The organism is Bacillus cereus group sp. MG4, from assembly GCF_040460055.1.
Lineage (GTDB): Bacteria > Bacillota > Bacilli > Bacillales > Bacillaceae_G > Bacillus_A > Bacillus_A wiedmannii.
The window spans coordinates 4,441,721-4,460,112 of sequence record NZ_JARVGZ010000001.1; the positions used below are offsets into that span (position 1 = coordinate 4,441,721).

The window sequence follows — 18,392 nt, forward strand, 5'->3', positions numbered from 1 at the left end:
ATGAAAAAACGTAAAAAAAAGGCGACCAAAAAGACAGAATCCCAGTCTTTCGTAAGTAATCTAGCATCGTGGACGACAGTACTGAGAAATATTCATTACTTCTTCACGCAAAGCCAGTTTGTAAAACATATAATTCAATTGATCAAAGAACAAATTGGAATGTAAAAAAGTGCTGCTATGATTAGCAACACTCAACTCAAAAACTAAAGTGGATCGAACACTGAGCTGAAAGTACTGACCATACTTTCTTCGCACAAGACCAAAGTGATTTAGAAGCGGCAAAGATGTCAGTGTTCTATCTTCTACTAAGATTATATTTTATTTTGTCCATAATAGACCTATATATACGGTAATAAAAAAGAAATACCCCGGCGACCAACCGGGGTATTTCATGACCGATAGGAATGAAAAAACTTGGCGACCAAACCTAGCTTTTGTGTTATTCCCATAAAATTTAAAAACTAAGCAACATCTTGTTGCACTTTTATTTTATCATTATCTTTATCTTATTGGAATACATTAGATTATTTTTTAGATAAGAGTCCAATACATATTATTAAAATTAAGATGGTTCAAGTCGGAGAAAGGCACCTTAGGGTGTCTTTTCTTTTTTACAAAAAAGAAAATTGTATTTTAAAACGCATTGTAGATACAAAACAACCGATTTCTTATACGTTAAGAGATCGGTTGTTTTTAGGGAGTTTTTTCTTGTAATAATCTTAAATGATTGATTTAAGGTTATACACTTAAATCATAAATAAAAGATAGAGTAAAAACTATATAAAAAATAAATGTAACGAAAACAAGAAAACATATAAACTGAGAATTAGATACATACTGTTCTATTCTTTTTTTCATGTTAATTCGTATTATTTTTCAAATGTGAAGTATCAATTGGAATTTGAGCTTTCCAAGATCCAGCTACTTTTCCAACTTTATTTATATTTATATCTAGCGTAAGAGGTTGTTTGAAAGAGTCTTTTCCTTCAGGACCTTCAACAAATGTAACGACACCTTCTGGTTTGTCATTATCACGAATGCCTACATGATCTAATTTTTTACCTGCTGCCACAAGTTCAAAAGGAAGACGATCATCTGAACTTTGGATAAAAGATACTATCCCGCCTTTTTTTAGCTCAGGGTTTTCTTCTTGTTGTCCATTAACCTTACCATCATTCCTAAGTTCTAATCCTGATGTATCAAATTCAAATGGTACTAAACTTCCGTCAGCTTTTTCCATTCTATAATGAACGGATATACGTGAATCTGCGATATATAATTCTTTGAAATGTACAGTAATACCTTGATCTGTAATTTTTTCATCAATAGGAATATATTTACCATTCTTCATTCCATCTATTTTGTTACCATTTTCATCTGTACCCCCCTCATTTACAACCTTATCGTTTATAACTGCATTAGAAAAATACGAGGCAACATTTGTAGCTGCTACTTGTACTTGTGGAATCATTGCTGTTGTGAAAAGTGCTGCTGCAGCTACTGCTGTATACATGAAACGTTTTGATTTTTTACTCATGTTTGTAAAGGTTCCTTTCTTCTGTTGTTTTTTCTGATTTATATTAGAAACATTCTCTAACTTGGAGCGACTTTCAAATGTTTTCCATGCTTGTTCTATATCAATTGTGATTTCTTGTGGTGAATTTCCACATTCTTCATCTAGCATTACGTTTTCCCATTGATTTAATTTACTAATTTCTACCAATAAATCTTGGCATGCTTCACATGTATCTAGGTGCTTTGTGAATTCCTTTCTTATATCATGAGAGAGTTCTCCATCAATATATGTTTGAATAAATCCGATATCATAACATTTCATTTGTTATGCCTCCTCTATTTGTTTATAAATCTTGCGAAATTTCATTTTGGCTCGGACCAATAATGTTCCAATAGAAGATATTTCAATTTGAAGTATTTCTGCAATTTCTTTATATTGAAAACCAGAGAATTTCATTAGTAAAAGGGTTCGTTCTCGATCATTCATTTTATTTAGTATCGTTTGGACTTTTGTAATTTCTTCTTTTCTTATCCAATCATCGTCTAATGATGAAACATTTTGTACTTCATGGTATTGTATTTCTTTATCAATCTTCGCTTGCTGCCTTTTTTCAGATCGGAAATGGTTATAAGCTACATAAGTAGAAGATTTAATCAACCATCCAGGTATGTTTTCAATTCCTTTCCAATCGCTACGATATAATTGTAAAAATACTTCTTGTGCTAATTCTTCAGCAATAGATTGATCTTTAACAATCCATATGATCTGTTTCACAGCATAAGCATAGTACTGCTTAAATAAATCTTCAAAGGTCATATCAGAAGCATGACTTTCTTCATTTTCTATGGTTAACATGTTAGTTTAAACCTCACTTTCAATTTGATACCTGTATTATAGAGAAACCAGAAAAACGGATTTTGTGACAGTTTTTCTAGTTATTTTTTTATATTTTTTATTATGTACTAAAAAAAGCATTCATCTGATTAAAAGATAAATGCAAAAAGGGAACTATAACTCTTACAGTAGTTGTCTATTTATGTATAAGAAAACAGTTAGTTTGTTGCCAAATTGTATTTAAGCGTACAATTTTCTTTTTTTCATATGGTGCCCCCATCGCTATTAACTTAAGAAATTGATTCTCCCCAAAACGAAAGAAACGGTTCTATCACATTAGATTTCACATTTAATGCTTCTGGACTACAAGGTAAAGAACTAGTAGTTTTTGAAGAACTGTATCAAGATAATATCTTAATAGCTATTCACGCTGAAATTGAAGAGAAGGGACAAACAGTGCAATTTAAAGAAGTAAAGCTAGAACAACTTAAACCAGAACAGCCGAATGTTACCCTTTTTATGGAATTAATTTATAAATGCCTCTAAATTAACCATATTCTTGACAATACTACTATTTACTTTAATATTAATTGCACTTTCTTATTGTAATCTTACATTCTTGTAAGGTAAATGTAAGACAATTCAATATGAAGACTATAACACTTTAGATTAAATTATAGATATCCAATAAACGAACAGGAGATAGCAACAATGAGTATATTAACAGTCCGTAACTTAAGTAAAATTTATAATACAGGAGAAGTATCTTATAAAGCTCTTTCCAATATTGATTTGACAATACAAAAAGGAGAATTTGTAGGGATTATGGGAGCATCAGGGAGTGGAAAATCAACTTTACTGAATATGATTTCTACTATTGATGCACCAACATCTGGGGAAGTATTTATTAACGAAAAAAATCCCTATTGTTTATCTTCTAATGATTTAGCTCTATTTAGACGTCGTGAACTAGGATTTGTCTTTCAATCTTTTAACCTCATGAATACTCTAACTGTAAAAGAGAATATTGTTTTACCACTTACATTAGATAATGTAAGTTTGAATGATATGAACGAAAAAGTAGAAGTTATTTCTAAACAACTGGGGATTGAACAGATTTTAAATAAAAGAACCTATGAAATTTCAGGAGGTCAAGCCCAACGAACTGCCATTGCTCGTGCCCTCATTCATTCTCCTCAATTAATTTTAGCAGATGAGCCAACAGGAAATTTAGATTCAAAAGCGGCAAATGATGTGATGGAACTTTTAAAGAAATTAAATCAAGAAGAACAAGTAACTATGATGCTAGTGACACATGACCCTGTAGCAGCGAGTTACTGTGACCGAGTAGTTTTCATTAAAGATGGATCTTTTTATAATGAAATTTATTGCGGTGACAATCGTTCAAGATTTCACAAAAATATTATGGATGTAATATCTTTATTAGGAGGCAATCAACATGAATTTGCGTCAGTTCGCGCTTAATAACGTCATTCGTAATAAGCGATTATATTTAGGCCATTTTTTAAGTAGTACATTTGCCGTGATGATTCTATTCATTTATGAATTACTTGCATTTCATCCTAATTTCACTGGTAATCTTGTATCGACAAGTGCGGTCATAAGTGCCTTAAGTACACAAGGATTTAAAATTACTCAATATCTAATTATATTTTTCTCCTTCTTTTTCATTCTATATTCTATTACTATGTTTTTAAAAACAAGGAAAAAGGAATTTGGTATCTTAATACTCCATGGCATGTCTGACACACAATTAAAAAAGTTAATCTTCATGGAAAATATGTTAATTGGATGTTCTGCAATTATTGTTGGGATTGGAACTGGATTAGTCTTTGGAAAATTAATTTTATTGATATGTAGTTCACTTTTCCTATTAAAAGGTGGGCTTCCATTTTATTTTCCTACTAAGGCAATTTTAATGACATCTATTATGTTTTTTATTTTATTTATACTTGTCTCTTTTTTCACTTTACGAGTAATGAAAGTATCCCAGCTAATTGAACTCATGAAATCTGAAGAAAAACCAAAAACGGAACCAAAGTCATCTAAATGGCTAGCTTTCTTTTCAATTCTTTGTATTATCATTGGATATGCTTCAGCATTTTATTTAGATACAGCATTGGAAAAAGGTACCGATTATATATATGTTATGTTAATATGCGTTTTCTTATGTGTATTAGGAACATACTTTTTATTTACTCAGCTCAGCTTTTATGTCATTAAAATATTGAAAAATCGTCAATACACTTTCTTTAAAAAAACAAATATGTTAACGATTTCGGAGTTAGCATATCGAATGACAGATAACGCAAGAACACTATTTCTAGTAAGTATACTTTCGGCAGTTGCCTTTACCTCTATTGGTGCTTGTCTTGCTATTGGAAATGGAGCATTGGCGGAAGTTGACAGCCCTTATGCGTTTGAGTATACATCATTGAAACGCAACAAGCAGGAGTCCTCTCATATTTCTCAAATCGAGAAACAATTACATGATGCTGGATTCTCATATAAGTTAGTAACTTCTACTGGTTTTAATACAGAAGGAGGTGCAACAATTATGAGCCTGACTGATTACAACGCAACTGCCAAAATACTAGGATACCCAGTAGAAACATTAAAAAAGGAAACAGATAGTCTAATTCTACCATCAAAAAAATATTTAAGAACAGCTTCTCAAGAGGAATTAAAGAAAGTGTCCTCATCTCTTAAAATAGAACAGGGTAATATGCATTTTAATCTTTCGAGGAATAAGATATTAAGGGATAATATTATTAGCCCATCTTATTATTTTTCCGTTGTTGTTTCAGATTCAATGTACGAAACAATACTAAATACAAAGCAATTAGCAGAAGGAAGGGCTGATCAGCATAAAGTCTATCGTTTTTTAATTAAAAATATGCATGAAGCAGCAGATGTTGCTAAACAACTTGAGAAGGTAATTTCATATGATTATCAAAGTGGACAACCACCTTTTATGTTTGATTGCTCGGTCTTACAATGGTTAGAACGTAAACAAATGAATGCAATGCTATCTATTCTTAGCGTACTAGTGGGGGTTGTATTTTTTATATTTGCAATTAGCTTCTTATACTTCCGTTTATTCACAGATTTAGATCGAGATAAAAGCCAATTTCAAACGCTTTCTAAATTAGGGTTAACTAAAAGAGAGTTAAAAAAAATTGTAACCCAACAAATTAGCATATTATTTTTTATGCCTATTGTGATTTCTGTTATTCACAGTAGCGTAGCCTTTTTGGCAATAAGGGCTTTAGCGCAGAGCAGGGTGGGCGTAGACTTACCTGTTGCAGGGAATTCTATTCTCATATTCACAAGCTTTATTAGTGTACAAATAATTTACTACCTTATTATTAGAAGAAATTATTTGCGTCAAATACTTCATTTTATAAAATAAAGCAAAAAGTATTATATTAGTTAGATGGACAAAGGAATAGTATTTAAATTTATAAAACAATAATTTGATTTAATAGATTTTAGCGTATTGTTAAACGTGATAAATAAATTCTTATATAAAAATAAGCACATCTGTTTTTTAACGAGATGTGCTTATTTTTATTTTAATAATTTATTCATATTATTGATTCATACTTACCTGAAGTTCGTAACAGCTAGGGCAGAGATTTAGACGTAGTTTAGTTTTGCTTTGAACGATATAACCACACTGTTTACAAGTCCGTTGCTCCAAACTTACTTTTCTACCATTTGGTAGTGCAAGTTTTTGTTTATCAGATAGTTGTTTTTTTCTGATTTTGAGCGTTTATATAGCTGTATATACCTATTATTTACTCTCTGGAATACATTAGCTACAGGGCTTCTAAAGGATTTAAACCTTCTTTACTGAGTTTTAGTTTTACTTGCAAGTTCTAATGGAACCTCATTCTAATTTTTATAACTTATCATTTATCTTCCCCCCATTGATTAAATTAGTTTTTGAAATAAATATGTGAATCTTTTTAGGTTTGTTATTAATCTTGTATAAACTCTAATCTAATTCTAATTTATGGTAAAATTAGATGGCGGATAGGAAGAAAAAGGATAAATGGTAAGAGATTATTTGCATACCGGGGGAATAAAAATGTTAAACAATAATGTATTAGATGCACTATTTAATGAGGTAGCATATGAAGATGAATTGTATTTTTATTATTTTTACACTATGAAAATGGCAGCAACATCAGAATATCTTAAATTTGGACCTGGTGCATTTTTAGAAAATCAACATCAAGTGATTTGTTTTACTAATAAGAGGATAATGATGCTTGAATTGAATCCTTTAACTGGTAAGTTTAATGGTAATAAAATAATAATTAATATTGAAGATGTAGAGGGTATAAAAGTAAAAAGAGGGCTAATAAAGTCTAAAGTTATTGTTACATTAAAAGGTAACAAAGGAGATATCGTTATGAATCCCAATAGTTTTACAATTGGATTATCAAATCATAAAAAAAACTTAGTGAAACTCCAAGAGATGTATAGCTAAAAAACAGTCTCTATAAAGTTAAAAAATTCATTTTGATTATGATCTTGATAAAAGATTAATTAGAATGGATTTTTTGTTTCTTTTATATGAGATAAGTAATGATATTCAAACTTTAAACTCGAATAGTTTATCGGAAGTTATTTGGTTGCAGTAAAAATGTTCAATTTAACAAGTGATTTAATGTTAAAGAAAATACATGGTAAGTATTTATATTCCTTTAAGAGGAATTATATTATTTTCTATTACAAGTGGATTAATTGATATGTTTTTTAGAGTTAGCGATCCAGAACTACTAGACTTCGAAAGTGAAGGATTTAAAAAAATAAATAATAGATTTCAATAAAACCAGCGATTAAAGTAGCATATTTATCTAGTATGTCTATTTTATTTAAATCATTAGCTATTCCCCCTTTCTACAAATATATTGATAAACTTCATCAATATATTTGTAGAAAGGGGGAATTTAAATGAAGAGAGCTAATAATAAGATTGGTCACTTTATATCCGAAAAAGGGAAGGAAGATTTTCAAATTGCTTACGATGAATCAATGGCACTTCTTCCAAAACCTAACGAAACGAAAGATATAAAAACGAAATATGGCACAATTCGTGCTTATTACTTTACTAAAGAAGAAAACAAACATAAAGAACCAATACTCTTACTCCCTGGACGTGGTGCATCTACTCCAATGTGGGTACCCAATTTAGAAGGGATAAGGGAGAAAAGGCCTGTTTATACGATAGATTTACTCGGTGAACCTGGAATGAGTGTGCAAACGAAGGTGATTGAAAACCAAAAACAACAAGCAGAATGGTTAAATGAAGTAATTGAAGGATTAGGTTTAGAAAAAGTGCATATCGTGGGTGTCTCCATTGGAGGTTGGACAACAATGAACTTGGCTAGATATAACCCTGAGCATCTTGCTACGGCTAGTTTATTGGACCCAGTCTTTGTATTTGCGCGAATATCCATAAAGATGATTCTAGCATCTATTCCAGTTTCCGTTCCTATTGTACCTAAGTTTATAAGAGAAAAGATGTTAAGCTATGTTTCTGGAGGAGCAGAAATAAATAAAGATGAGCCGATCGCAAAGTTAATCGAGTCGGGTATGCGTAACTATAAACTGAAAACGCCAGCGCCTGATTTATTTAGTAAAGAAGACTTGAAAAATATCAATATTCCAGTGCTTGCATTAATGGCTGAAAAAAGTACAATGCATAATTCGGTAAAAGCAGTTGAAACTGGGAAAAGATATGTGAAAGATATCGATATAGTGAACTGGAAAAATGCATCTCACGCAATCAATGGTGAATTCTCTAACGAAGTTAATGCCAAAATCCTTGATTTTGTAGAAAAATATGCTAATGATAACTAAGTTGAACGTGGAGAATATGTTGTAATAACAACTTTATCTATTTTCATGAATATGTATAATTACATAAAAATTCAAGGAAAAAGAGAGTATACTTTCTTATTGTGTAATAAAGATAAGGCCCGCCTACGGAAATAGGCGGGCTTTTTTAACATATAAAGAAAAGACAACTTTTAAGGCGCCTTCCTTCGATTCGAAACATTTTATGTTTCATAATACGTATGGACTCTCATCCGAATATTATTTTACTAGGTTAAGTTTTCAAGATAATACTCTCTTTTAATTGGAATGAACCAGAGTAGTGTATCACTTTATTTTTAAGCATCCTTCTCAACAAATGTGAATATTTTCATTATCCTTTTTACTACAAAGGGTAGTAATTTAGAAGCTAAAAATGCAAGCACAAAAGCAATTCCCCATGTTTTCATCCATGATTTGAGAAATAAATCTGTATATCCAACATTCATTGAAACCATGACGAAAGAGATAATACTAGATATACCTAAAATCATAAAGAGATTAAAAATTATTGGTTCAAATTTTTTATTGATTTTCAAAATTAACACCTATTTTCTATATATACTTTGCTGTCCGATTTCACCAACATCTAATCTTACAGTTTGAAATCTAGGTTGTCCAGTTTGGTTTACTTTGCTGCAATAGCAACAATAGGTATATAACTACAGCGTAAATAAACGTTATAATTAATAGTTTTACTTTGAATGCTAAGGAGCAGAACTCGATAGGCTGTATGAAGAGAGAAAGGATCCCCTTAAAGGAGACCCTTTTTACATTTTAAAGAAATCTTTCATCATTTTAGCGTCTTTAATATTCACTACCACACCTTCCACCTTATCTTTCTTCGCATCTTTAGCAATCGTAATTTGTTCCTTATTATCAACCCACACAAGAAACTCTTCTTTTGCGTCATCTTTATATGTAACGGTTATAGTAGAATGTGCAGAATCTCTCTTTTTTTGATCTAATGTGATTGGTTTAGAGGTACCTTTTTGAACTGCTGAAACGATAGATTTTACCATTTCTTCATTACTTGTTTGAGATTTGGAAGTAGTATGATTTGTTGTTTTGAGTATTTCAATGTCTGTAATATTTGCGGAGTTTAATTGAAAGGTATTTTGTGTATGTTCTTGCTTAACTTGTGAAGCTTTATCTGTAGCTGAGGTGCTTGTACAACCAATTAAAGTGAAAGATAGAGTGGTTAGAGCGCATATAGATATGATTTTTTTCATAGTATCCATCCTTATGTTTAATCATAAAAATTTTCTGTTAATTTAGGTAGTTATTGTAAGGTGGGTGAGATGTTTTAAAGTGGAAAATTAAGCTGTTCATTCTCTATTAAAAAAAATCTAAATAACTTTTTTCATATTCTATGTTTAACATTTCGAAAATGGGTGTATTACATATAATATAACAAATAATTCATTTTAAAGGAGGAAGTTAAAGATGGAAACGAAGTATAGTAAACCTTTTGTATATGAATTTATTACGGAGAAAGAGGTCATGAATGCGGCGAATGATCTAGTGAAGAAAGGGATAGACCAAAAAGATATTTACGTATTAACACATGAGAAAGATAGGACAGATAGAATCGCAGACAATGCAGACGTGAATACAATTGGAATAAAAGAGGAAGGACTTGGGACAAGCATTATTAACGTCTTTCAAAAAACGGGAGATCAGTTAAGAAATAAGATGCAAGAGTTAGGGCTTAATGAGGAAGAAGCAAACTTCTATGAAGAAAAACTGGATGAAGGGAAAATCTTGTTATTCGTTAAGGATTTAGAAAGAGTCGGTGAATGGTTACAAGAAAGAAGATGCATGTATTCTATTTAAATTTGTATCCTTTAAATCTATAAATCTATTACGAAAAGGAGATTAGAAATATGAGTGAGAGCGGGCTAAAAGAACAAATTACTGGTAAGGTTGAAAAGAAAAAGGGCCAAGTAAAAGAAGGAATTGGTGAAATTACAGAAGATACAGAGTTGAAAAATGAAGGGAAGTGGGAGAAGACGAAAGGAACGATAAAAGAAAAAGTCGGAAAAGTGAAACAAAAGATAAGTGATGGGTTGGATAATAAAGAATAATACATGTTTATCAAGCTTTGGTTACATACCAAAGCTTGATAAATCCAATATAAAACGAATATAGGAGGTTTAATTGTGGGACTTATTATTACGTGTATTGTAGGTGGACTTATTGGTGCGTTAGCTGGAATGATTACAGGAAAAGACTTTCCTTTAGGTATAGTTGGTAATATTATTGCCGGATTAATCGGATCTTGGGTAGGTAGTGCGTTATTTGGTCATTGGGGTCCTGAATGGGGAGGCATCTTTATCCTTCCAGCTTTATTAGGTGCAATCGTCTTTATTTTAATCGTTACATTCTTTTCTAGAATGCTACGGAAAGCGTAAGTATTATAATGAATAGTAATCTTAAGTTTATTATATGTAGCTATAAAGTTAATAAACTGATAAATATACATAAAAAAGCATCCAATTAAAAGTTTGGATGCTTTTTTAATGTAATCTGCATAGGAATGAGTGGAGGATGAAGACCCCCCACTCATTAAAATTACACTTTCTATTATGTATTAAACCATCGTTACTTTTTCACAATTATTTATTTTTACGACCTGCCTTGGTTCTATATGAGATAAGCCATCGCTATTACCTATATCAACTACAATTGTATTCGTCAGTATGTTAATAATGGAACCAATTAATTTTGTAGCATGATCGTGTCGATAAGAAAATTGAACGAAATCTCCCTTTTTAAAGTTGTGCTCTTCCATAGATAGATCCCCCTAAAAATAATGTTTATACATTATACATACACAAATTTATAAGGTTTAAACATTTAGTAGTATTTTTTAAGTGTTAAGCCGAGAAAGGTGTAGAAAATTTATTTATAATAAAAATAAAAAAATATGTTTAAAATTAATTTTTATGGGTAATTAACATAGTAGTAGTTTGAGATAAGGGGGCGGAAATAATGAATTTGGCAATAAATATTTTGCAAAATGATTTAGGGTATACAGTACAACTTAATGGTGAGATTGATGCATATACGGCATCAGATTTAAAAAATAAGATCGTGCCTATTGCAAGTGAAAAAGAGGTTCATATTGTAGTAGATTTTCATAACGTAGATTATATGGATAGTACAGGTTTAGGCGTTTTTATAGCGCTATTAAAAGCAGTTAAGAAAAATGATGGAAAACTAGAGTTTATTGGTGTATCTAAAAGATTAAAAAGATTATTTGATATTACAGGACTAACAGAAATATTAAATTTGAATTCCGATTTTGAAAAAGTAGAAAGAAGGTGACTAGGGATGATGGAGAATTTTGAAAAGATAGAAATGAAAATTCCTGCAAAAGCAGAATATGTAGCTATTATTCGTTTAACAATGGCTGGTGTTGCGAATCGAATGGGCTTTGCTTATGACGATATAGAAGATATGAAAATTGCTATTAGTGAAGCTTGTACAAATATTGTACAACATGCATACAAAGAAGATGTTGGAGAAATTGCAATTGTCTTTGGGCTATATGAAGATCGATTAGAAATTATGGTTGCGGATAATGGGGTTAGCTTTAATTTTAATAACTTAAAAAGTAAAGTTGGTCCGTATGATATTAATAAACCAGTAGAACATTTGCCAGAAAATGGTTTAGGTTTATATTTAATAAATACGTTAATGGATGATATACAAATTATGCATGATGAGGGCATGACAGTTTTAATGACAAAATATATACAAAGAGAGCAGGTGGAGAATGATGGAAATCCAATCTCAACCTACAAATCTTGCTAAAGAAGACGTTATTAAACTAATTATAGACTTCCAACAAAACCAATGTGATGAAGCACAGGAAAGATTAGTTAATCATTATAAAAATCTCGTACATTCCATTGCATATCGCTATTCAAAAGTTGGTCCGATGCATGAGGATATTATACAAGTAGGAATGTTAGGGCTCTTAGGCGCAATAAGAAGGTATGATTATTCAATAGGGAACGCTTTTGAGCCATTTGCAATACCTACGATAGTAGGTGAAATAAAGAAGTATTTACGTGATAAAACTTGGGGTATTCATGTTCCAAGGCGAATTAAAGATTTAGGCGGGAAAATTAAACTTGCGATAGAGGAGCTAACAGATCATTTGCAGCGTTCACCGAAGATTATAGAGATTGCGGATCATTTAGGACTATCCGAAGAGGAAGTGCTAGAAATTATGGATGCGAAAAATAATTATCGAGTATCTTCCTTAGATGATGTAGTTGAAAATTCATCTGATGGAAGTTCGGTAGCGAGAATTGAATCTGTAGGTGAGGTAGAGCAAGGATATGAAGAGACAGAAAGACGTCTCGTTTTAAAGGATATTTTTAACGTATTAAATGATACGGAAAAGAGTGTTATTCATTATATATTTGGTGAAAATTTAAATCAAAAGGATACAGGGGAACGATTAGGTATTTCACAAATGCACGTTTCTCGTATTAAAAGACAAGCGATAAGTAAATTGAAGCAAGCGGCGTTTTTAGATACATAAAAAATTTTAAAGAATTATGTTTAAAACATGAGAAAAGGGGTAGTTATTAAGTATAGGAGGAGATATAAAAATGTCACACGATGTGAGAGAACTAATCGAAGGATTGAATGAAGATTTAGCAGGAGAATACTCGGCAATTATTATGTATAACCATAATGCAGCTACAGTTTCTGGTATATATAGACAAGTGTTAAAACCTTTCTTTGAATCTGAAATTAGTGATGAACAAGGACATGCCCTATATTTAGCGGAGAAAATTAAGACGTTAGGTGGTACACCTACTACGATTCCTTTACCAGTGAAACAAGTAGAAGATGTTAGAGAAATGTTAGAAGAAGCTAGGAAGTCAGAATATGAAACAATTAAGCGTTATGAAATGAGAAAAGAACAGGCAGCGAAGTTAAATATGACAGAGTTAGTTGTAAAGTTAGAAGATATGATCGCAGATGAAACAAATCATATGGAAGAGTTAGATCGTCTTTTAAGTGATAAAGCAATGGTGTTAAATTAAAAGTGGAAATTAATAGAGTGAAAGAACAAACTCTCATTTCTGGGGGTTTGTTCTTTTGCTGTATAAATATGTTTGAGTAGGAAATTTTCATTTTGTAACTGAGTATGTAATACTAGAAAAATAGAAAATGATAATCGATTTACATTTTATATAAGAAAAGGGGAAATAACTTGTGTCCATTTTAATTGTCGATGATAATCCGGTTAACATCTTTGTAATTGAAAAAATTTTAAAACAAGCCGGATATCAGGATCTTGTATCGCTTAATTCTGCACAAGAGCTTTTCGAATACATTCAATTTGGAGAAGATTCTTCCAGGCATAATGAAATTGATTTAATACTATTAGATATTATGATGCCTGAAATTGACGGACTTGAAGTTTGTAGGCGATTACAAAAAGAGGAGAAGTTTAAAGATATTCCTATTATTTTTGTAACAGCTTTAGAAGATGCGAATAAATTAGCTGAAGCGCTTGATATAGGCGCAATGGATTATATTACGAAACCGATAAATAAAGTTGAATTGTTAGCGCGTATGCGTGTAGCATTACGCTTGAAATCGGAATTAAATTGGCATAAAGAACAAGAAGAAAACCTTCGTAATGAGTTGGATTTAGCTACACAAGTACAAAGAAACTTATTAAGTAGCCCATTAAGAGAAGATCATATAAAAATTGAAGCAAGCTATTTACCTTCATTCAAACTAGCTGGAGATATGTATTATTGGTATAAAATCGATGAAAACCGCTACGGTATTATATTATTAGATGTGATGGGACATGGTATATCTGCTTCATTAGTTTGTATGTTTATTTCGTCTGTATTACGTGAAACGATTAAATCTTTAATCGATCCAGAACTCGTCATTAAAGACTTAAATAAATATATGACTCTTTTACATAATGAGAATGACAATATTCCATATTATTTTACAGCGATATACTTAGTAGTGGATACAGAAAAGAGAACAATTGAATATGTAAATGCAGGACATCCTTCTGGATACGTTTTAGTGGATGAAGCGAATGTAGTGGAACTAAATCGCGGGAGTTGCGCGGTAGGATTTTTTGATGAAATAAAAGTTAAAAAGACAGTTATACCTTTTGAGAAGAACGCTCAAATATTATTATTTACAGATGGTGTGCTTGAAGCAATTGCAAATGATGAATTTGAGTCTGAAGAGAAATTACGTGCTTTTACAGAAAGAAAATGGGGGGATTTAGAAGAAGAGATAGAAGGGTTTTATAGGGAAGAACAGAAGAAAACACAATCAGATGATATGTGCCTAATTATGATACAAACGAATGCGAAATAAAAAGCGTATGAAATCCAAACAGAGGATTTCATACGCTTTTATTGTATTTTTTGATAGATTTGTTCGTTAGGATTAAACTGGATATAATGCGGCATTATATTTGAAAAACGAAGAGTTTCTTTATTTCCTAAACATAGGAATCCATTATGACCTAAGCTTTCATAAAATAGTTGCTGTACTTGGTTTTGAAGTTTACTAGTAAAGTAAATTAAAACGTTACGGCAAAGTATAATATGAAATTCGTTAAAAGATTGATCAGTTACTAAATTATGCTGTGCAAAAATAATGTTTTGTAGCAGTGATGGATTAAAATAAGCAAAACGATTATCTGTTGAATAATAGTTAGAAAATGCTTGTGTACCGCCAGCTTGTAAATAGTTTTTCGTATAAGTTTGCATTTTATTTAACGGAAGGATGCCTTGTTTTGCTTTTTCTAACACATTTGTATTCATATCTGTTGCGTAAATAACAGCTTTTTCACTTAATCCTTCTTCGTGAAGTAAGATAGACATTGATAATACTTCTTCACCGGTTGCGCATCCAGCATGCCAAATTCTAATTTCAGGATACTTTTTTAATTCAGGAATGACATGCTCTCTTAGCGCTTTAAAAAAGTTAGGGTTACGGAACATTTCAGTTACGTTAATGGAGAAATCATTTAATAACTGTTCTAAAAAGCCTTCCTCATGAATTACTTTTTCAATTAATTTTGAAATGGTTGGTATATTAGAGAGCTGCATTCGATTACAAATTCTTCTATAAATAGATGTGCGAGCATATTGGCGAAAATCGAAGCCAGATAGTTTAAATACCGCTTCCAATAGTAATTCAATTTCTAAGTTCGTGCGCTTATCCATATCGACGGATGGATCAAAATTATAATACTTATTTTCCACTAAAATTAAACCTCACTTATTTTATTAACCATACACTCATTACTGAATAGAGTTGATGTAAATTTAATGGTTTACTTATATAATCTGAAGCGCCAGCAGATAAACATTTTTCTTTATCATTTGGCATTGCTTTCGCAGTTAATGCGATAATAGGTATTTCATGTAACCTTAAGTTCATTCGGATATGTTCCATCGTTTCATAACCATCCATATTCGGCATCATAATATCCATTAAGATAAGGTCAATATTTGTATTGTTTTTAAGTATTTTTAAACACTCTATACCGTTTTGTGCAGTAATAATGTTGGCATGTTGTTTTTTTAATGCATTTTGTAATGCAAATATATTTCGGTGATCATCATCGACAATTAAAATGGTTTTCTCTTGGAAGACGTTATCTGTTTCTGGAGTCACGATAGTTTCCTCCACAACTTCAGCAGGAATAACATCTTCTATCGTTGCTGCAACTTCTAAATTGGATACTTGTATATCAGTTAGTCCATTTGGAAGGTTAGGAATATATACAGTGAAAGTACTGCCTTCTCCTACATGACTCTCCAACGTAATCCAACCACCTAATAATCTAGCAAATTCTTTACAAATAGATAACCCTAAGCCTGTACCACCATATTTCCGAATCGTTGCGCCATCTGCCTGTTGAAAGGCTTCGAAAATAAGTTGATGCTGTTCTGTAGCGATACCAATACCAGTATCTTTTACCGAAATTGTCATCCAATCATTACTGATAGATTGCATTTCATCACTTAAATGGGTTGTTTCTATCGAATCGAAATGTAAAGAAACGGATCCTTTTTCCGTGAATTTAAATGCATTGGATAATAAGTTTTTAATAATTTGTTCAATCCGTTTTGTATCTGTATAAAACAGATCAGGAATAGCATCACTGTCTTCAATAGTAAATTCGACATTTTTTTGTGCAGCTATATGTAAAAAGTTTTGATGCATATTTGCTGCCATGTCACTTATGTTCGTTGCTTCAAAAATCACATCTAGTTTTCCGGCTTCTACTTTAGACAAATCTAGTATGTCATTAATTAAAGTAAGTAAATCTTTTCCTGATGAATGAATAACGGTTGCTAGTTCAATTTCATCATCGGATAAATGATTATCATGATTTTCTTTTAACATTTCAGATAATAGTAAAATACTATTTAACGGTGTGCGTAATTCATGTGACATATTTGCTAGAAATTCTGATTTGTATTTTGAGCTACGTAATAACTCACTTGCTTTTTCTTCTAATTCTGATTTAGTAATTTGTAAGTCAGCTGTCTTTTGTTCAGCTTCTTCAGTTCTAGACTCTAATTGTTCATTCGTTGTTCGTAATTCTTCGGCTTGCATTTGTAGTTCTTCAGCTTGCGTTTGCAATTCTTCTGATTGAACTTGCAACTCTTCTGTCATTGCTTGTGATTCATGTAAAAGAGTTTGAATTCGCATACGTCCCATAATGCTATGGATCGTTAAACCTAGATTATCAACAGTTTGTTGAATTAAATCTTGATGTAAATCTGAAATCTCAGTTACACTTACTAATTCCATTACTGCGATCACTTCATCTTCAAATAAGATAGGGACGACTAGTAGATTTTTAGGGCGTATTTCTAATAATCCAGTAGTAACGTAACGAAATTCTTCAGGTATGTCCCTGAGAATAAAACTTTTCTTTTCTAAAGCAGACTGTCCAATGAAACCTTCACCCATTTTAATGGATTGTTTCCCAATATCAGCACCTTGATCTGCGAAAGAAGCTTTTTTCACATAGTAGACAGTGTCTTCAATTTCTTCACGTATATAAAATGCACCGCAAGAAGTTTGCGTTTTTTGTATAACTCCACTAAGAATTTTGTTACCTAACATCTCAATAGAAGATACACCTTGATACATTAAAATTAATTCTGCAAGCTCGGTTTGCAACCACTCTCTTTTCGATATTTCGTCTAGTAAGTGGTTCGTTGTGTGAGCTAGATCTTTTATTTCATCATGGCTGTTCACATGAATTTTTTCCGTAATTTTTTCTTTAGAAGAAATGGATTTAATAACTTGAATTACATTTTTAATCGTTTTTGTAATGGAATTCGAAATATAGAGTGAAATAATAATGGAAATACAAGAAAGTAAGAACAATAAACTGTATAACCAAATCTCTAATTTATTATTTTCGGTATCTAATTGTGCAGCTCTTTTTTTCGTTAGTTGTTCCTCTACACTACGGAAGTTAGTTAGCTGCGATTGTAATGATTGAATTTGAGTCGTGTCGATTGCTTGTACGTTATTACTATTGTGATTCGTAATGAATGGGTGAATCTCTTTATTAATCCAACTAGTAATGTTTTCATTAATCTGTTTTAATTTTTCTTGCTGAGAAGGGTTATCCTCTAATAGAGCTAAAAGATCTTGATAATGTTTTTCGTAATCCTTTTCCGCAGCGTTAAGAGATTGAACGTAATTTGCATCATTAGAAGTGATAAATCCTTTCGCTTTATTTTCAATTGTTAGTAAATCTTTCTCCACTTGATTCGTTAAATTAAGAACTTTAAAATCGTGATTAATAATAAAATTACGAGATTTTTGTAAACTGGAAATCCCATTGTTTAACATAATGAAAGAAATAAGCAAGAACAAAATGATAACTAAATAACCAGCCATAATTTTGAAGCGAATACTAAATTTTGCTTTCGATTTCATTAAAAATTCCTACCTTCAAGGTTATTCAAAGTTTTCAATTGTAAAGAATGAAAAACGTAATATATATTATATCAGTTTTCATAGGGTCAAACTAGAAATCCCCCTATTGTATTAGGGGGTTCTTTTTTAATAGAGGAAATCATTT

Annotated in this window: 20 protein-coding genes and 1 pseudogene; 14 read left to right on the forward strand and 7 right to left on the reverse strand. The window is 31.3% G+C overall.

Annotation, left to right across the window (positions count from 1 at the left end; all coding sequences use genetic code 11):
- Positions 1–165, forward strand: coding sequence for a hypothetical protein (locus QCI41_RS23360; RefSeq protein WP_353836542.1), 165 nt, complete (start codon positions 1–3; stop codon positions 163–165).
- 694 nt (positions 166–859) lie between these two features.
- On the opposite strand, the gene QCI41_RS23365 is transcribed toward QCI41_RS23360, so the two are convergent.
- Together QCI41_RS23365 and QCI41_RS23370 are read right to left on the reverse strand one after the other, a co-directional pair.
- A complete protein-coding gene (locus QCI41_RS23365; RefSeq protein WP_353836541.1) occupies positions 860–1,837 on the reverse strand; it encodes a DUF4179 domain-containing protein in 978 nt (325 codons plus the stop codon).
- Positions 1,838–1,840: 3 nt separating this feature from the next.
- Entirely contained in the window at positions 1,841–2,371 is a 531-nt protein-coding gene (locus QCI41_RS23370; RefSeq protein WP_327962181.1) for an RNA polymerase sigma factor SigX, read from the reverse strand.
- A gap of 294 nt (positions 2,372–2,665) precedes the next feature.
- On the opposite strand from QCI41_RS23370, the pseudogene QCI41_RS23375 reads away from it, so the two are divergent.
- The 5 genes and pseudogenes from QCI41_RS23375 to QCI41_RS23395 all read left to right on the forward strand — a co-directional run.
- Positions 2,666–2,857: pseudogene (locus QCI41_RS23375) on the forward strand (VaFE repeat-containing surface-anchored protein); the annotation flags it as partial.
- Positions 2,858–3,061: 204 nt separating this feature from the next.
- Positions 3,062–3,835, forward strand: coding sequence for an ABC transporter ATP-binding protein (locus QCI41_RS23380; protein ID WP_098704854.1), 774 nt, complete (start codon positions 3,062–3,064; stop codon positions 3,833–3,835).
- Complete coding sequence (locus QCI41_RS23385; protein ID WP_353836540.1) at positions 3,810–5,783, forward strand: FtsX-like permease family protein; 1,974 nt, start codon at positions 3,810–3,812, stop codon at positions 5,781–5,783. Before QCI41_RS23380 ends, QCI41_RS23385 begins: the two co-directional genes overlap by 26 nt.
- Positions 5,784–6,464: 681 nt before the next feature.
- A complete protein-coding gene (locus tag QCI41_RS23390) occupies positions 6,465–6,869 on the forward strand; it encodes a PH domain-containing protein (RefSeq protein WP_074570861.1) in 405 nt (134 codons plus the stop codon).
- 467 nt (positions 6,870–7,336) lie between these two features.
- A complete protein-coding gene (locus QCI41_RS23395; RefSeq protein ID WP_353836539.1) occupies positions 7,337–8,245 on the forward strand; it encodes an alpha/beta fold hydrolase in 909 nt (302 codons plus the stop codon).
- 314 nt (positions 8,246–8,559) lie between these two features.
- On the opposite strand, the gene QCI41_RS23400 is transcribed toward QCI41_RS23395, so the two are convergent.
- A complete protein-coding gene (locus QCI41_RS23400; protein WP_060489138.1) occupies positions 8,560–8,799 on the reverse strand; it encodes a DUF2798 domain-containing protein in 240 nt (79 codons plus the stop codon).
- A 231-nt stretch (positions 8,800–9,030) separates the two neighbouring features.
- Positions 9,031–9,492, reverse strand: coding sequence for a hypothetical protein (locus tag QCI41_RS23405; protein ID WP_353836538.1), 462 nt, complete (start codon positions 9,490–9,492; stop codon positions 9,031–9,033).
- A gap of 214 nt (positions 9,493–9,706) precedes the next feature.
- Between QCI41_RS23405 and QCI41_RS23410 the strand changes: the two genes are divergently transcribed.
- From QCI41_RS23410 to QCI41_RS23420, 3 genes are all read left to right on the forward strand, one after another.
- Positions 9,707–10,096, forward strand: coding sequence for a YflT domain-containing protein (locus tag QCI41_RS23410; protein WP_000448802.1), 390 nt, complete (start codon positions 9,707–9,709; stop codon positions 10,094–10,096).
- Between the two features lie 50 nt (positions 10,097–10,146).
- On the forward strand, positions 10,147–10,347 hold the full coding sequence (locus tag QCI41_RS23415) for a CsbD family protein (protein WP_046957146.1): 201 nt from the start codon (positions 10,147–10,149) through the stop codon (positions 10,345–10,347).
- Positions 10,348–10,422: 75 nt separating this feature from the next.
- Positions 10,423–10,674 carry a GlsB/YeaQ/YmgE family stress response membrane protein gene (locus tag QCI41_RS23420; RefSeq protein WP_000522901.1) on the forward strand — a complete coding sequence of 84 codons (252 nt, stop codon included), beginning with the start codon at positions 10,423–10,425 and terminating at the stop codon, positions 10,672–10,674.
- A 179-nt stretch (positions 10,675–10,853) separates the two neighbouring features.
- Here QCI41_RS23420 and QCI41_RS23425 read toward each other — a convergent pair whose 3' ends face one another.
- Entirely contained in the window at positions 10,854–11,054 is a 201-nt protein-coding gene (locus tag QCI41_RS23425; protein WP_353836537.1) for a methyltransferase, read from the reverse strand.
- A 200-nt stretch (positions 11,055–11,254) separates the two neighbouring features.
- Here QCI41_RS23425 and rsbV point away from each other — a divergent pair, with 200 nt between their 5' ends.
- The 5 genes from rsbV (at position 11,255) to QCI41_RS23450 (ending at position 14,644) form a co-directional block, all read left to right on the forward strand.
- Entirely contained in the window at positions 11,255–11,590 is a 336-nt protein-coding gene (rsbV, locus tag QCI41_RS23430; RefSeq protein WP_353836536.1) for an anti sigma b factor antagonist RsbV, read from the forward strand.
- Between the two features lie 6 nt (positions 11,591–11,596).
- On the forward strand, positions 11,597–12,079 hold the full coding sequence (gene rsbW / locus QCI41_RS23435) for an anti-sigma B factor RsbW (protein WP_353836535.1): 483 nt from the start codon (positions 11,597–11,599) through the stop codon (positions 12,077–12,079).
- A complete protein-coding gene (gene sigB / locus QCI41_RS23440; protein WP_353836534.1) occupies positions 12,042–12,818 on the forward strand; it encodes an RNA polymerase sigma factor SigB in 777 nt (258 codons plus the stop codon). Before rsbW ends, sigB begins: the two co-directional genes overlap by 38 nt.
- A gap of 70 nt (positions 12,819–12,888) precedes the next feature.
- Complete coding sequence (locus tag QCI41_RS23445) at positions 12,889–13,329, forward strand: ferritin-like domain-containing protein (RefSeq protein ID WP_353836533.1); 441 nt, start codon at positions 12,889–12,891, stop codon at positions 13,327–13,329.
- A gap of 172 nt (positions 13,330–13,501) precedes the next feature.
- Entirely contained in the window at positions 13,502–14,644 is a 1,143-nt protein-coding gene (locus tag QCI41_RS23450) for a SpoIIE family protein phosphatase (protein ID WP_353836532.1), read from the forward strand.
- 38 nt (positions 14,645–14,682) lie between these two features.
- Here QCI41_RS23450 and QCI41_RS23455 read toward each other — a convergent pair whose 3' ends face one another.
- Together QCI41_RS23455 and QCI41_RS23460 are read right to left on the reverse strand one after the other, a co-directional pair.
- On the reverse strand, positions 14,683–15,540 hold the full coding sequence (locus QCI41_RS23455) for a CheR family methyltransferase (protein WP_098831493.1): 858 nt from the start codon (positions 15,538–15,540) through the stop codon (positions 14,683–14,685).
- Positions 15,541–15,556: 16 nt separating this feature from the next.
- Positions 15,557–18,247, reverse strand: coding sequence for a response regulator (locus QCI41_RS23460; protein ID WP_353836531.1), 2,691 nt, complete (start codon positions 18,245–18,247; stop codon positions 15,557–15,559).
- Positions 18,248–18,392 lie beyond the last annotated feature (145 nt).

Excerpts from the sequence above, each read along its gene's own strand:
- QCI41_RS23380 (WP_098704854.1), top strand. The coding sequence starts at position 3,062 with ATGAGTATATTAACAGTCCGTAACTTAAGTAAAATTTATAATACAGGA.
- QCI41_RS23425 (WP_353836537.1), bottom strand. The coding sequence starts at position 11,054 with ATGGAAGAGCACAACTTTAAAAAGGGAGATTTCGTTCAATTTTCTTAT.
- QCI41_RS23460 (WP_353836531.1), bottom strand. The coding sequence starts at position 18,247 with ATGAAATCGAAAGCAAAATTTAGTATTCGCTTCAAAATTATGGCTGGT.
- rsbV (WP_353836536.1), top strand. The coding sequence starts at position 11,255 with ATGAATTTGGCAATAAATATTTTGCAAAATGATTTAGGGTATACAGTA.
- QCI41_RS23360 (WP_353836542.1), top strand. The coding sequence starts at position 1 with ATGAAAAAACGTAAAAAAAAGGCGACCAAAAAGACAGAATCCCAGTCT.
- sigB (WP_353836534.1), top strand. The coding sequence starts at position 12,042 with ATGATGGAAATCCAATCTCAACCTACAAATCTTGCTAAAGAAGACGTT.
- QCI41_RS23415 (WP_046957146.1), top strand. The coding sequence starts at position 10,147 with ATGAGTGAGAGCGGGCTAAAAGAACAAATTACTGGTAAGGTTGAAAAG.
- QCI41_RS23385 (WP_353836540.1), top strand. The coding sequence starts at position 3,810 with ATGAATTTGCGTCAGTTCGCGCTTAATAACGTCATTCGTAATAAGCGA.
- QCI41_RS23370 (WP_327962181.1), bottom strand. The coding sequence starts at position 2,371 with ATGTTAACCATAGAAAATGAAGAAAGTCATGCTTCTGATATGACCTTT.
- QCI41_RS23445 (WP_353836533.1), top strand. The coding sequence starts at position 12,889 with ATGTCACACGATGTGAGAGAACTAATCGAAGGATTGAATGAAGATTTA.
- QCI41_RS23410 (WP_000448802.1), top strand. The coding sequence starts at position 9,707 with ATGGAAACGAAGTATAGTAAACCTTTTGTATATGAATTTATTACGGAG.
- QCI41_RS23365 (WP_353836541.1), bottom strand. The coding sequence starts at position 1,837 with ATGAAATGTTATGATATCGGATTTATTCAAACATATATTGATGGAGAA.
- QCI41_RS23390 (WP_074570861.1), top strand. The coding sequence starts at position 6,465 with ATGTTAAACAATAATGTATTAGATGCACTATTTAATGAGGTAGCATAT.
- QCI41_RS23395 (WP_353836539.1), top strand. The coding sequence starts at position 7,337 with ATGAAGAGAGCTAATAATAAGATTGGTCACTTTATATCCGAAAAAGGG.
- QCI41_RS23405 (WP_353836538.1), bottom strand. The coding sequence starts at position 9,492 with ATGAAAAAAATCATATCTATATGCGCTCTAACCACTCTATCTTTCACT.
- rsbW (WP_353836535.1), top strand. The coding sequence starts at position 11,597 with ATGATGGAGAATTTTGAAAAGATAGAAATGAAAATTCCTGCAAAAGCA.